A 13,614-nucleotide genomic window follows, 5' to 3' on the forward strand; every position below is an offset into this window, starting at 1 on the left:
GCGATTGTGCCGGACAACCGATCGGGAAGATCTTCGGCGGATGACGACAAGGAGCGTGGCGCGGGACCCGCGTCGGTGACGATCGCGTACATCGCCGAGTCGGCGGGTGTCTCGGTTCCCACCGTGTCGAAGGTCCTCAACGGCCGTTCCGGAGTGTCGGACGAGACCCGCGCCCGCGTCGAGCAGTTGATCCTTGAGTACGGTTACCGCAAGCCTCCCCAGAGCCGGAGCAATCTGGTGGAGCTGGTCTTCCGTGAGCTGGAGAGCATGTGGGCCGTGGAGATCATCCGCGGTGTCGAGCGCGTGGCCCGCAGGAATCGGGTTGGGCTGCTGGTGTCCGCGTTCGGAACCCACGAGTCAGCGGGGATGATCGACGACACGGTCGGACGGCGCCCTCAGTGCGTTCTGTCGGTGGCACAGCTCTCCGATGCGGAGCGGGAACAGCTGAAGGCGAAGGGCATCCCGTTCGTCGTCTTCGACCCGATCGACGAGCTGCCCGACGACGTGCCGTTCGTCAGCGCCACGAATTGGCGGGGCGGCCAGACGGCGACCCGGCATCTGATCGACCTGGGACACCGGCGCATCGCCATGATCAGCGGGCCGGATCACCCCTACTGCCGCGCCCGGCTGTCCGGTTACTTCTCCGCTCTCTCGGAGGCCGGCCTGCCGGCGGCACCCGAACTGGTGGTGAAGACCCAGCTCACGCGCGAGCACGGATACACCGCGGCGCGCGAGCTGTTGTCCCGCCCTGATCGCCCCACCTCGGTGTTCACCGCGAACGACATGCAGGCGCTCGGTGTCTACCGGGCCGCGCGCGAGCTCGGTTTGCGCATCCCGCACGATCTCAGCGTGGTGGGCTACGACGACGTCCCGGCCGTGGCCTGGGCGGATCCTCCCCTGACCACTGTGCATCAGCCGCTGGCCGAGATGGCGACAGCCGCCACCGAGCTGGCCCTGGCGCTCGGCCGCGGCGACGATGTGCCGCGGCTCGGACTGGAGATCGCGACGACCCTCACGGTCCGGGAGAGCACGGCTGTGCCGAAGGAGGAGTGAGGTCGCGCGGGGTCGCGGGTGTGCCCTGGCTGCCCGGGGAGCGGGCAACCAGGGCGAGGGGCCGGGTCGGTCAGGACGTCGTGCCGGTGACCGAGGATCCGGACTTGGTGGCGTGGTACGTGACGGTGGCGCCGCTCCAGAAATGGAACGTCAGCGTCACCGGTGCGCCGTCGCGGAGTGCGTTCAGGAAGTCGGAGGTCAGGATGGTCTTGCCGCCCGGGTAGTCCGGCGAGAAGGCCGTGTTGAACTCCTGGAACGGAGTCCAGGTGGCCTGGCCGGCGTTGCTGCCGTCGGCGTACTTGGCCTCCATGGTCGCCAGCACGTCACCGCGGTACTGCGTGGGGATGGTGAACGAGCCGGTCGTGCCGGAGGCGTTCGACAGCACCGGAGGGTCATAGGTGATGATGTCGATCTGCCAGGGCAGCCCGCCGGAGAACCGGGCCTGGAGCGTTGCGTTGACCCCGTACTCCCGGTTGCCGGTCAGCCGGGTCAGCGCGGCGGCCGTGAGGGTGAGCTGATCGCCGGAGACGGTGAAGTCCCGTCCCTCGACCAGCTTGGTGTCGCCCTGCCACAGGCCCTGGAAAGTGGTGCCGTTCGGGTTCAGGGTGAGTGTCTGGGCGGTGATCGGGCTCGACTTCCGTACGAAGACCTTGTCGAAGGAGGCCGTAGCCGAGCGGGTGGTCCAGCTGGACTTGATCCAGGCGAACAGGGCGGGGTCGCGCCATTGCATGGTGGAGCGGTTCAGGTAGGCGAAGCCGGGGTCCCACAGGGCGGTGGTGACACCGGCGGCGCGTGCCGCGTACCCGACATGCTCGTAGTACTTCAGTGCCTCGCCCCGCTCGATGCGGGAGGGGTGGTTGTCGTCGGGATATCCGAGCAGACCGTACTCGCCGAGGTAGACGGGGATGCCCTTGGCGACGAACGTGTCGTGCATGCGGGCGAAGGCGTCGGTCAGGTCCTTCTGGGCGTTGTCGTCGTACCGGGTGCCGCCCGCGATGTTCACGCTGAACGGGTACCAGCCGTAGTAGTGCACGGTGGCGACCAGGTTGCTGTCGTGCAGTGCGCCGATCGTGGTGGACAGGTCGTCCATGAGGGTCTGGGACGGGGTGCAGACCTGCGTGGGCAGGACGAGCAGGCGGTCGGTGTTCCCGCCGCCCGAGGAGCGGACGACCTTGTGGAAGGAGGTGTTCAGCTCGTTCAGGAGCTGGGTCTTCTGGGTGTCCGTGGCGTTGTCGAAGACCGGCTCGTTGACGCTCTCGAAGAGCAGGGCGCGCGGCTCGTCCCGGAACGTCGAGGAGATCTGAGTCCAGGTGGCGTTGAAGCGGGCGAGCACGTTGTCGTGGTCGGTGGGCATCTTCGATATCCACTGCCACGAGTCGTGGTGGACGTTGATCACGACGTAGAGGCCGTCGGCCAGCGCCCAGTCCACCACCTGCTTGACGCGGCTCATGTACGTGGCGTCGATGGTGTACGGGGCGCTGGCTGACTGGTGGTCGTTCCAGGTCACCGGGATACGGACGCTGCGGAAGCCCTGCGCGCGGATGGTGTCGAACAGATCCTTGGTGACCTTCGGGTTGCCCCAGGACGTCTCGTCCGGAATGGCGTCCAGGCTGTTGCCCAGGTTCCAGCTGGGCTGCATCGCCGCCACGGCGTCCTTGGCGGCGGCCGGAACCCTCACCGCCGACCGCGATGGCTCCCTGGTGCCGTCGGGCGCGGCGGACGCGCTGCCACCGGACAGCCCCAGGATGACGAGTAGCGCCAGCAGCAGGGCCGCCAGGCGTCCGGGACCCCGGTTCCGGTGGTGCGCGGGTTGCCGTATGTCCTTCACGTGCCGTTCCTTTCGGTCGGTCGTGCGGATGGTGATCCGACCCGTGGCGATCAGCCGCCACAGTCGGCCCTGCCTGTCCGTGCAGGTCCATGGGGCGGTGCCGGTTCAGCGGCTGATGGGCTCGTAGTCGAACCAGTCGAAATGGACGGTGCCGGCCGCGGCGTACATGCCGATGACGCGGCCGGTGAAGCCGCCGGCGACCTCGGTCGACAGGTAGCGGCCGTCGAGCGTCGCGAGCACGCTGAGGGTGCCGTCGGGCTGCTCGACACCGAAGGAGATGGCGTCGGGGCCGGTGCGGGCGTCGTGCGGAGGCGGCGGGTCGCCGATCATGAGGCCGAGGACCACAGGCCCGTCGGGTACGGGCTGTGCGGCCACCACCGTGCGCAGGGAGCCGACCCGCGCGACCACCCGCACCTCGCCCCCGGACACCTCGATGGCGTAGTGGTGCCGCTCGTCCAGCCGCACGGCCAGGCCGCCGCATCCCTCCGAGGGATCGACCAGGGTGCGCGCCCGGCACGACAGGTGCTGCTGGCGCCGGCCGGTGAAGACGACGTCGGGCTCGTCCAGGGAGCCGCCCCGCGCGCGCAGCGTCAGCCATCCGGGGCGCTCCTTGGTGGTGCAGTGCTCTGCCGGACGGTCACGCACAGAGATCCACAACGGCCGCAGTTCGCTCAGGTCGAAGTCGTCCCGCTGCTCCTCGACGGGGCCCGGGACAAGGGGCCAAGGGAGCTCCGGCAGGTCCAGCGCGACCTCGCCGACGACCGGCCAGCCGTCCACCCAGGTCACGGGCGCCAGAAAGGACTCGCGGCCGAGTACGTGCCAGCCGGGCGTGCCGCCGCCCGGCCGTACCCCGAGCAGCACCATCCACCACGAGCCGTCCGGGGCCTGGACCAGATCGGCGTGCCCGGTGTTCTGCACGGGATGGTCGGTGCTCCGGTGGGTGAGGATCGGGTTGGCCGGGCAGGGCTCGAACGGGCCGCTCGGCGTACGGCCGCGGGCGATCGCCACGCCGTGGCCGCGCTCGGTGCCCCCCACGGCGATGAGCAGGTACCAGTAGTCGCCGATCCGGTACAGATGCGGCGCCTCCGGCGCCTTGGCGCCGGGTGTGCCGGACCACAGCTTCTGCGGTGGTCCGTACGTCCGGCCGGTGTGCGGGTCGATGCGGACCTGTGCGATCCCGGCGACGGTGCACCAGCAGGTGCCGTCCTCGTCCCAGGCCAGGTCGGGATCGATGCCGGGCACGCCGGGGAGCCGGACGGGATCCGACCACGGTCCGGCCGGGTCCGTGGCGGTGACGACCAGGTTGCCACCGCCCTTGCTCACATTGGTCACGATCAGCCAGAAGCGTCCGTCGTGGTACCGGAGAGTGGGGGCGTAGATCCCGGCGGACGACGGCACGTCGGCCGCCAGACGCAGCTGGCTCGGCCGGTCCAGGGCATTGCCGATCTGCGTCCAGTGCACCAGGTCACGACTGTGGAAGACGGGCACACCGGGGAAGTACTCGAAGCTGGAGCAGACGACGTAGTAGTCCTCGCCCACCCGGCAGATGCTGGGATCGGGGTGGAAGCCGGGGATCACGGGGTTGGCGGGTCCGGTGTCTGACAAGTCACCAGGTCCTTTCGAGGTGTCGGGTGTCATGGCCTGCGCAGCACCGCGCAATCACCGGGTGGCAGCTCATGGGCCGTGGTGTCGGTGAGCAGGTCGTGGACGGGCTCCGGCAGGGGCACGGCGTCCGCGCCATGGTTGATCAGTACGTGCCAGCGGCGGCCGTCGGGCGCGTGCCGGGTGACGGCTTCCACACCGCCCGGCAGACCCGGTGCTTCCGGGCCGGCACCGGCCTCGTCGAGCAGTCGGCGGACCAGAGCGCCGTAGTCGGCGTCGTCGAGGCGAGTGGACAGATACCAGCCCTGTCCGGTTCCGAACCGGTGCCGGGTCAGCGCCGGGCTGCCGGCCAGCATGCCGTGGGTGTAGGCGGCGAGCGTCTCGGCACCCTTGGTGTGCAGGGACTCGCTCCAGACCGTGCCCAACGACCCGTCCGACAGGGCGATCCGTTCATCCGCCCGCAGCGGTCGGTGCTCCTCGACACGGACGCCCAGGGCGTCGCGCAGCGGGCCGGCGGGATAGCCGCCGAGCCGGGCCTGCATGCGGTCGTCGACGCATCCGTTCGCGTGCTGGACGAGGAGCGTCCCGCCGCCGGCGACATAGCGGCGCAGGTTCTCGGCGCCCGCGTCGGAGAGGAGGAACAGGGCCGGGGCGATGACGAGCGCGTAGCGGTTCAACTCGTGCTCGGGATGGGCGAAGTCGACCGTGACGCCGGCGTCCCACAACGCCCGGTGCGCTCGGCTCAGCTCCTTGTGGTAAGCGAGGCCGGCGGAGGGCAGACCGTCGACGCTCAACGCCCACCAGGCGTCCGCGTCGTGCAGGACGGCCACGGACGCGTCGACCGTCGAGCCCGCCAGCTCGCCGAGCCGGGCGACCGCCTCGCCGACCTGTGTGACCTCCCGGAAGATACGACTGTCGGGCCCCGCGTGCGGGACCATTGCCGAGTGCCATGTCTCGGCGCCGGCCCGGGACTGCCGCCACTGGAAGAAGAGGGCGCCCTCCGAGCCGCGCGCGATGTGGCCGAGGGTGTGGCGCAGGATCTCCCCGGGCTCCTTGCCGAGCACCCGGTCACCGTCGTAGACGGTGTTGGTGCCCTGTTCCATCAGCAGCCACGGAAGACCGCCGGCCAGGGAGCGGACGCGGTCGGCGTGGAAGGCGACGTCGGCGGCGGCGTCCAGACCCGGTGACCCCGGGTAGTGATCGGAGGAGACCACGTCGAGTTCGCGGGCCAGGGCCCACAGGTCCACGTTCTGGTAGGCGGGCAGCATCAGGTTGGTCGTCACCGGCCGGTCGCTGTGCGCGCGGATGGCGTCGCGCTGCTCGCGGAAGGCGGCGATTGTCTCGTCGGACCAGAAACGGCGGAAGTCCAGGGTCTGGCCCGGGTTCTTGTGCCACTGCGTCGCGCGTGGCGGCAGCACCTGCTCCCAGGAGGTGTAGCGCTGGCTCCAGAAGGCCGTTCCCCACGCCTCGTTGAGGGCGTCCAGCGAACCGTGGCGCGCGCGCAGCCACTCCCGGAAGGCCGCCGCGGCGTGCTCGCAGTAGCAGAGGGTGGCGTACTCGTTGTGCACGTGCCACAGCGCGAGGGCGGGGTGGTGGCCGTACCGTTCGGCCAGGGCGGAGGCGATCCGGCGGGCGGCGCTGCGGTAGGCGGGCGCGGCCAGGCAGTAGGTGTCGCGGCTGCCGTGGGTGAGGCGGGTGCCGTCGGGGGTGACCGGCAGTGCGTCGGGGTGGGTGAGGGTGAACCAGGGCGGCGGGGAGGCGGTCGGGGTGGCGAGGTCGACGGCCACGCCGTTCGCGTGCAGCCGCTCGATGTGGGCGTCGAGCCAGGCGAAGTCGTAGCGGCCCTCCTCCGGTTCGAGCAGGGCCCAGGAGAAAACGCCCACGGTGACCAGGTTGACCCTGGCCTTGCGCATGAGTGTGTCGTCCTCCTTCCAGACGGGCTCGTCCCACTGCTCGGGGTTGTAGTCCCCGCCGAAGGCGAGGCCGCCCAGGCGGTCGGTGATGCTGCGGGTGGTCATGGCTGCTTCTCCGGTACGGGAGTCAGGTCGTGCTCCGGCGGGTGGCCGGCACCGGCGCCGCCAGGAGGTGAAGGCCGACGGCCGACGCAGCCGTGGCGGGGGAGCGATTCCTATCACGCGGCGGGGAAGGGCGAGAGCGTCGAAGCGCTTCACCTGGACAGTGGAAAAGTAACCGACAGGTTTCGCGCGAAACAAGAGGCTTAGCTCGAAGAAAGTTTCTTTCCGCAGGTCCATTGACAGCCCGTCGCGCGCGGTGGCAGCGTCGATGCGCTTCGACATTCCGGCTCTCAGCCCGCCATCCACATCCGTCTGTTGAGGGGTCTGACTCGTGGGATCTCCCTCCCTTTCCGCCGCTGCCGTCCGGCTGCCGTTCCGTGATCCCGCGCTTCCCCTCGGGGAGCGCGTCGGCGACCTGCTGGACCGGCTCACACTGGACGAGCGGGTCGCGATGCTGCATCAGTACGTTCCGGCCGTCCCACGCCTGGGCATCGCCTCGTTCCGCACCGGAACGGAAGCGCTGCACGGGGTGGCCTGGCTGGGAGTGGCGACCGTATTTCCGCAGGCGGTGGGGCTGGGAGCCTCATGGGACGAGGATCTGGTGCGTGCCGTCGCCGAGGCGGTGGCGGTCGAAGTGCGCGCCTTCCACCGGCACCGGCCGACCCCGACCGGGTCCGGCACCAACGGCCTCCAGGCCTGGGCGCCGGTGGTGAACCTGCTGCGCGATCCGAGGTGGGGCCGCAACGAAGAGGGTTACTCCGAGGACCCGCTGCACACCGCACGCCTCGCCACCGCCTACTGCCAGGGCCTGGCCGGCGACCATCCCGACTTCCTGCGCGTCGCCCCGGTGCTCAAGCACTTCCTCGCCTACAACAACGAGACGGATCGCTGCGTCACCTCCTCCGGCCTGCGCCCCCGTGTGCTGCACGAGTACGACCTGGCCGCCTTCCGCCCGGTCGTCGCCTCCGGTGCGGCCACCGGCGCGATGGCCGCCTACAACCTGGTCAACGGCCGCCCCTGCCACGTCAGCCCGCTCATCGAGACGGAGCTGCGGACCTGGGCCCGGACCACCGGCCACGAGCTGTTCGTGGTCAGCGACGAGCAAGCGCCCTCCAACCTGGTGGAACTGGAGCACTACTTCGAGGACCACCCCACCTCCCACGCCGCCGCGCTGAAGGCCGGCATCGACAGCTTCACCGACCACCGCGAGGACAGCGCCACCGTGATCGGCCGACTGCGCGAGGCGCTGGAGCGCGGACTGATCGAAGAGGAGGACGTGAACCGGGCGGTGCGCCGCCAGCTGCAACTGCGGTTCCGCCTCGGAGAGTTCGACCCCGACCTCGACCCGTACGCCGCGATCGGCTCGGAGGTGATCGACAGCCCCGAGCACCGCGCCCTCGCCCTGCGTGCCGCGACCGAGTCCGTGGTGCTGCTCAAGAACGACGGGCTGCTGCCCCTGAACCCGAACCGCGCACCGCGGATCGCCGTCATCGGGCCACACGCCGACACCTTGTACGAGGACTGGTACAGCGGCACCCTGCCGTACCAGGTCGGCGTCGCGGCCGGCCTGCGCACCGCGCTCGGACAAGACCGCGGCGAGGTGACCTGTGTGCCGGGCGCCGCCCGGATCACGCTGCGATCCCGCACCACCGGCGAACCTCTGGGCGGAACCGCCTTCGACGCCGAGGAGTGGGGCGACGGCGTCCTCACCCTGCGCGACGCCGACACCGGCCGCTACCTCAGTCTCCAGGACGACGCCTCACTCGCCGCGGACCGGACGGTGCTCAAGACCTGGTTCATCAAGGAAACCTTCCGTCTGGAACCCGACCCGGGCGGCGACAACGACACCTTCCTGCTGCGCAACGTCTTCACCGGCCGCTACGCCGCCCTCGATCCCACCGACGGCCGGGTGCGCGTCACCGCCGATACCCCCGAGATGGCCGAGCGGTGGCAGCGCGAGCTGCTGCGCGACGGCGCGGCCGAGGCACGGGCCGCCGCGAAGGAGGCCGACGTGGCGATCGTCGTCCTCGGCAACCACCCGATGATCAACGGCCGTGAGACCGAGGACCGTACCGGAACCGGCCTGCCCCGGACACAGGAAACGCTGCTGCGCGCGGTCGCCGCCGTCCGCCCGGAGACCGCGCTGGTCGTCATGAGCAGTTACCCCTACGCCGTCGACTGGGCCGACACCCACCTGCCGGCCGTGCTGTGGACCTCCCACGGCGGACAGGAAACGGGCCGCGCCCTGGCCGCCGTCCTGCTCGGCGAAGCCGAGCCCGCCGGCCGGCTGCCACAGACCTGGTACCGGGGCGGCGACCCACTGCCGCACCCGCTCGACTACGACATCATCAAGGCGGGCTGGACGTACCAGTACCACCGGACAGCACCCCTCTATCCCTTCGGACACGGCCTGTCGTACACCGACTTCACCTGCCGTGACCTGCGGCTGTCCACGCCCGCCATGGCCCAGGGCGGCGCGGTGCACGTCTCGGTGACACTGACCAACACGGGCACGCGCTCCGGGAGCGAGGTGGTCCAGCTCTACGTCCGAGCGGTCGACGCCCGCTACGAAGCCCCCCGGCTCCGGCTCGCGGACTTCCGTAAGGTGCGGCTCCACTCGAGGGAGAGCCGGGAGGTGACCTTCGACCTGTCTGCCGAACGACTGGCGCACTGGGATGTCGCCGCGGGCGCCTTCACCGTCGATCCCGGCCGTTACGAGGTGCTCATCGCCCGCTCGGCCCAGGACATCGTCCTCAGCACGCCGCTCGTCGTCAGCGGTACCGCCCCCACGCCGCGCGAACTGGTGGGCCGACGTACTCTGGCCGTCGACTTCGACGACTACGCCGACATCACTCTTGTCGACGCCACCCGCGCCACGGGCGATGCCGTCACCCCAGCAGAACCCGCTCGCCCCGCGACCCTGCTGTTCCGCTCCGCGGATCTGACCGGTGCTTCGCAGTTCGAAGCCGAGGTCGCGCGCGAGGCCACCGGACCGGGTGAGGCGCGACTGGAGGCGCGGGCGGGAGACCAGCTCCTTGCGGAGTTCGCCGTACCGGTCACCGGCGGCCGCCACACCTGGACGACCGTGACCGCCGCGATGGCGGCGCGGAGCGACGGCCACCACGACCTGTGCCTCACCCTGCACGGCGACTTCCGGCTGGCTTCCTTCCGCTTCACCGCGCCCGACGGCCCTGCCACGTAAGGGCCTTGGACCGCAGGTCTTGACAGGCCCCCACGTCGGGCCTACGGTCGACAACCGACAGCCTGCCGTGAACGTTCACGGACGAGCCAGGAGGTGAACATGGCGAGGCGCGTCACGATCAACGATGTCGCCATGGCTGCGGGTGTGTCCCGGCAGACGGTCACACGCGCCCACAACGACCTGGGCGATATCAGCGAGGCCACCAAACGACGTGTTCTCGAGGTCAGTGCCCAGTTGGGTTACCGGCCCAACCGCTTCGCCCGCAACCTGGTCGGCCGACAGCGGCCCCGCGCTGCCGGCCTGCTGGTCGGTTCCTTCAGTAATCCGTACTACACGGAGATCGCGGGCGCCTTTCTCGCGGCCGCCGCCGAGCGCGGCTGGCAGGTGATGATGGCCTCGGGGGAGTCGGGGGACGAGACCGCCGCCGTCGAGATGCTGGCCGGACACGTCGACCTGTTCGTCGGGCATTTCAGGCTGTCCGGCGACGAACTGGCCGCGGCCGTGCAGGGTATTCCGACGATCCTGCTCGATGACCGCTGTTCGCGTCGTGGCTTTCACTCTGTCGAGATCGACCTGCGCGCGGGCGTCCGTCAGGCGATGGCCGCGCTCGAGACCAAGGGTGTTCGCCGGGTGGGAATGATCGACTCGTCCTATTCCCTGCGTGCGTCACCCACCTACTCGCCGACGCCGCGCCGGCGGTTCTTCGAGGAATTCGCCTTCGGCGCCCCGGAACCCGCGGTCGTGGTGGGGGAGGAGTCGATGGCCGGTGGCGGCCATGCCTTCCGCGCGCTCATGGCCCAGTATCCGGATGTCGACGGCGTCCTCGTATTCAACGACATGATGGCCATCGGTGCGCTCCAGGCCGCCCAGGCGCTGGGCATCGAGATCCCTGGCCGTATGAGGATCCTCGGTGTCGACGGCCTGACACTTGGTGAGGCAGTGCATCCGACGGTCAGCACCATCTCGCTCGACCGCGAGGCACTTGTCACCAGTGCTCTCGATATCGCCGACGCCCTTGCGGCGGGCAATTTCACCCACACCGAGTCGTTGCACCGCACCGTCATGCCGCGCCTGCTGTGGCGGGAATCGGCGTGACGCCACCCCGAATACATCGCTGAAACAAACAGCCGAGTGAACCACCGCCGCAGGCAGGATACGCCAGCGGCGTTTAATGCTCTGCCGTTACAAATTGATTCGGCAAACCCCGTTCTACGGCCGTGAACGGGGCTTTTGGCATGTGATCCGGCTGGCGAACCGGTGTTGAAATTTAACGTGCCGGCAACCTTGACAGCCGAGTTCGGCCTCCTTAGCGTGTGCTGCACGCTGCGGCCGTGAAGGTTCACGGCCCGTTGTGAGATGCAGCCGGCGGAGTCTTCGCGATTCGAATGACTCGTCAATTCATCAATACATTCAAAAGAATTCATGGACCGGATCTCGGCGGCCCGGGCCGCGCCGCTGACGTGGAAGGGACCGCAGCGTGAACCGCAAGGAACTGATCAACAGGAACTGGAAGTTCACCCACGGAGACCCCGAGGGCGCGACGCTGGAGGCCTTCGACGACAGTGACTGGTACGACGTGGGGCTGCCCCACTCGTTCGGGATCCCGTACTTCATGGAGACCGGCTTCTACGTCGGCCGCGGCGTGTACCGCCGCACCTTCGAACTCGCCGCGGAGGAGACGGGCAAGTTCGTCGCGCTGGAGTTCCACGGTGTCTTCCAGGATGCCGAGATCACGGTGAACGGTGTGCCGGTGGACCGCCATCTGGGCGGTTACACGGCCTTCATCGTGGATGTCTCCGAGGCCGTGCGCCCGGGGACGAACCAGCTCGCGGTCCGCGTGAGCAACGAGTGGAACCCACGGCTGGCGCCCAGGGCGGGAGAGCACGTCTTCAACGGCGGCATCTACCGCGATGTCTCCCTGATCATCGCCGAGCGGACGCGGATCGCCTGGTACGGCACGGGCGTGGTGACGCTCGGCGTCGGCACCGACGGCGCGGCGGTGGAGGTCACCACCGAGCTGGTGAACGAGACCGACGCGCCTTTCGATGGACTGCTGGCCGCGGAGGTGACCGGTCCCGGTACACGCCCCGTCGAGGCGGTCGCAGCGGTGAACCTCCCGCCCCGCTCGACCACGGTGCACCGGCAGCGTCTGGTCGTGGACGACGTACGCCTGTGGCGCCCGGACTCCCCACACCTCTACACCCTCAAGCAGACGCTGCGGACGAGCGAGGGCGCCGAATGCCACCGCACGGGTACCGAGTTCGGCATCCGCACCTTCGAGTTCACCGCGACCGACGGCTTTCACCTCAATGGGGAGCGGTTCGCGATCCACGGTGCCAACGTCCACCAGGACCACGCCGGATGGAGCGACGCCGTCACCCACTCCGGGATGCGCCGGGACGTCGCACTCATCAAGGAGGCCGGGATGAACTTCATCCGCGGCTCCCACTACCCCCACCACGACCAGTTCGCGACCGAGTGCGATCGACTCGGTGTCCTCTTCTGGTCCGAAGCGCCCTTCTGGGGCATCGGCGGAGCCAACTCCGAGGGGTTCTGGAACGCCAGCGCGTATCCGCCGGACGAGGCGGACCAGGCCGAGTTCGAGGACAGCTGCCTGCGTGCCATGGCGGAGATGATCAGGGTGAATCGCAATCACCCGAGCATCGTGGCCTGGAGCACCGGCAACGAGGTCTTCTTCAGCGACGAGCATGTGATCCCGGCAGCGAAGAAACTGACCCGGCGTCTGGTGGACCTCGCCCACGAACTCGATCCGACACGTCCCGCCGCGGTCGGCGGCGCACAGCGCCGGGGCTTCGACGAGCTGGGTGACCTGGCGGGATACAACGGCGACGGCGGTGAGCTGTACCTCAACCCGCCCTGGCCCAACATCGTCTCCGAGTACGGCAGCGTCGTCGAGGACCGGCCCGGCAGCTACACCCACCGCTTCCGCCACGGCAGCGAGAACGCATACGCGTGGCGCTCCGGAGTCGTCCTGTGGTGCGGCTTCCACCACGGCAGCATCGTGCCCGACATGGGGCGGATGGGCTTCGTCGACTACTACCGCCTTCCCCTGCGGTCCTGGTACTGGTATCGCCATCAGTTGAGAGGGATCGCGCCGCCCGCGTGGCCCGAGCCGGGCACGGCCACCGCGCTGAGGCTGACCGCCGACCGCACCATGGTGCTCACCGACGGCACCGACGACGCGCAGCTTGTCGTGGAGATCGTCGATGACACGGGCCGAGTGGTGGCGGACGAGCGCCCCGTGCGGATCGAGGTCGTCCAAGGTGGCGGTATCTTCCCCACCGGCACGTCGATCGAGCTCAACCCGGACAACAAGGGGCTGCTCGACGGCCGGGGCGCCATCGAGTTCCGCTCGTACCACGCCGGCCCCAACCGGCTGCGGGCGACCGCGGAAGGGCTTGCTCCCAGCGAGATCACGATCGAGGCGGTCGGCCCCGAGCCGTGGACGGGACAACACCGTAACTTCGCCCCCGGCCCACCGTCACGGGTCCACTTGCCCGAGACCCTCATGCCCCCCCAACTCTCCGAGATGCGACCCGCCTTCAGCAGCGGGGCCCGGCCGGACCGTCCCGCCCGTCTCGTCACCGACCACAGCGTCGACCACGGATGGATCAGCGCCACGGACGACCCGGGTGCCTGGCTGTCGGTCGACCTCGAAGGACTGTGGTCGATCACCACGATCCACGTCGAGTTCGGTGCCGGGCCCCAGGTGCCGTACGTCATCGAGCTCTCCGACGGCGGCCGGGACCTCGTGCCGCTGGCCGCCGGCACCACCGGGTCCACCACCGTGCGGCTGGAACCCGACAACACGCAGGCCCGCGCGGTCAGGGTGACCTTTCCGCAGGCGCCCATCGAAGTGATCAACATCCGGGTGCACGGTCACTGAGCGAGAA

Annotated in this window: 7 protein-coding genes; 4 read left to right on the top strand and 3 right to left on the bottom strand. The window is 69.6% G+C overall.

Translation table 11 applies throughout. The features are described 5' to 3' along the window. Positions 1-75: 75 nt before the first annotated feature. Positions 76-1,053, top strand: coding sequence for a LacI family DNA-binding transcriptional regulator (locus tag ACH4S9_RS16220; protein ID WP_361188671.1), 978 nt, complete (start codon positions 76-78; stop codon positions 1,051-1,053). 70 nt (positions 1,054-1,123) lie between these two features. Here the strand turns inward: ACH4S9_RS16220 and ACH4S9_RS16225 are convergent, their stop codons facing one another. The 3 genes from ACH4S9_RS16225 to ACH4S9_RS16235 all read right to left on the bottom strand — a co-directional run bounded on the left by ACH4S9_RS16225 (position 1,124) and on the right by ACH4S9_RS16235 (position 6,501). After that, positions 1,124-2,881 (bottom strand): cellulase family glycosylhydrolase, encoded by a 1,758-nt coding sequence (locus tag ACH4S9_RS16225; protein WP_398372374.1) that lies wholly within the window; start codon positions 2,879-2,881, stop codon positions 1,124-1,126. Between the two features lie 105 nt (positions 2,882-2,986). Further along, a complete protein-coding gene (locus ACH4S9_RS16230; RefSeq protein ID WP_398372376.1) occupies positions 2,987-4,486 on the bottom strand; it encodes a glycoside hydrolase family 43 protein in 1,500 nt (499 codons plus the stop codon). A 29-nt stretch (positions 4,487-4,515) separates the two neighbouring features. Beyond that, entirely contained in the window at positions 4,516-6,501 is a 1,986-nt protein-coding gene (locus tag ACH4S9_RS16235; protein WP_398372378.1) for a beta-galactosidase, read from the bottom strand. A gap of 328 nt (positions 6,502-6,829) precedes the next feature. Between ACH4S9_RS16235 and ACH4S9_RS16240 the strand changes: the two genes are divergently transcribed. From ACH4S9_RS16240 to ACH4S9_RS16250, 3 genes are all read left to right on the top strand, one after another. Continuing rightward, entirely contained in the window at positions 6,830-9,700 is a 2,871-nt protein-coding gene (locus ACH4S9_RS16240; RefSeq protein WP_398372380.1) for a glycoside hydrolase family 3 C-terminal domain-containing protein, read from the top strand. 99 nt (positions 9,701-9,799) lie between these two features. Next, on the top strand, positions 9,800-10,795 hold the full coding sequence (locus tag ACH4S9_RS16245; protein WP_311730161.1) for a LacI family DNA-binding transcriptional regulator: 996 nt from the start codon (positions 9,800-9,802) through the stop codon (positions 10,793-10,795). Between the two features lie 382 nt (positions 10,796-11,177). Beyond that, on the top strand, positions 11,178-13,607 hold the full coding sequence (locus tag ACH4S9_RS16250) for a glycoside hydrolase family 2 TIM barrel-domain containing protein (protein ID WP_398372383.1): 2,430 nt from the start codon (positions 11,178-11,180) through the stop codon (positions 13,605-13,607). Positions 13,608-13,614: the final 7 nt, after the last annotated feature.

It is taken from the genome of Streptomyces sp. NPDC021225 (assembly GCF_044332865.1).
Taxonomy (GTDB): Bacteria; Actinomycetota; Actinomycetes; order Streptomycetales; family Streptomycetaceae; genus Streptomyces.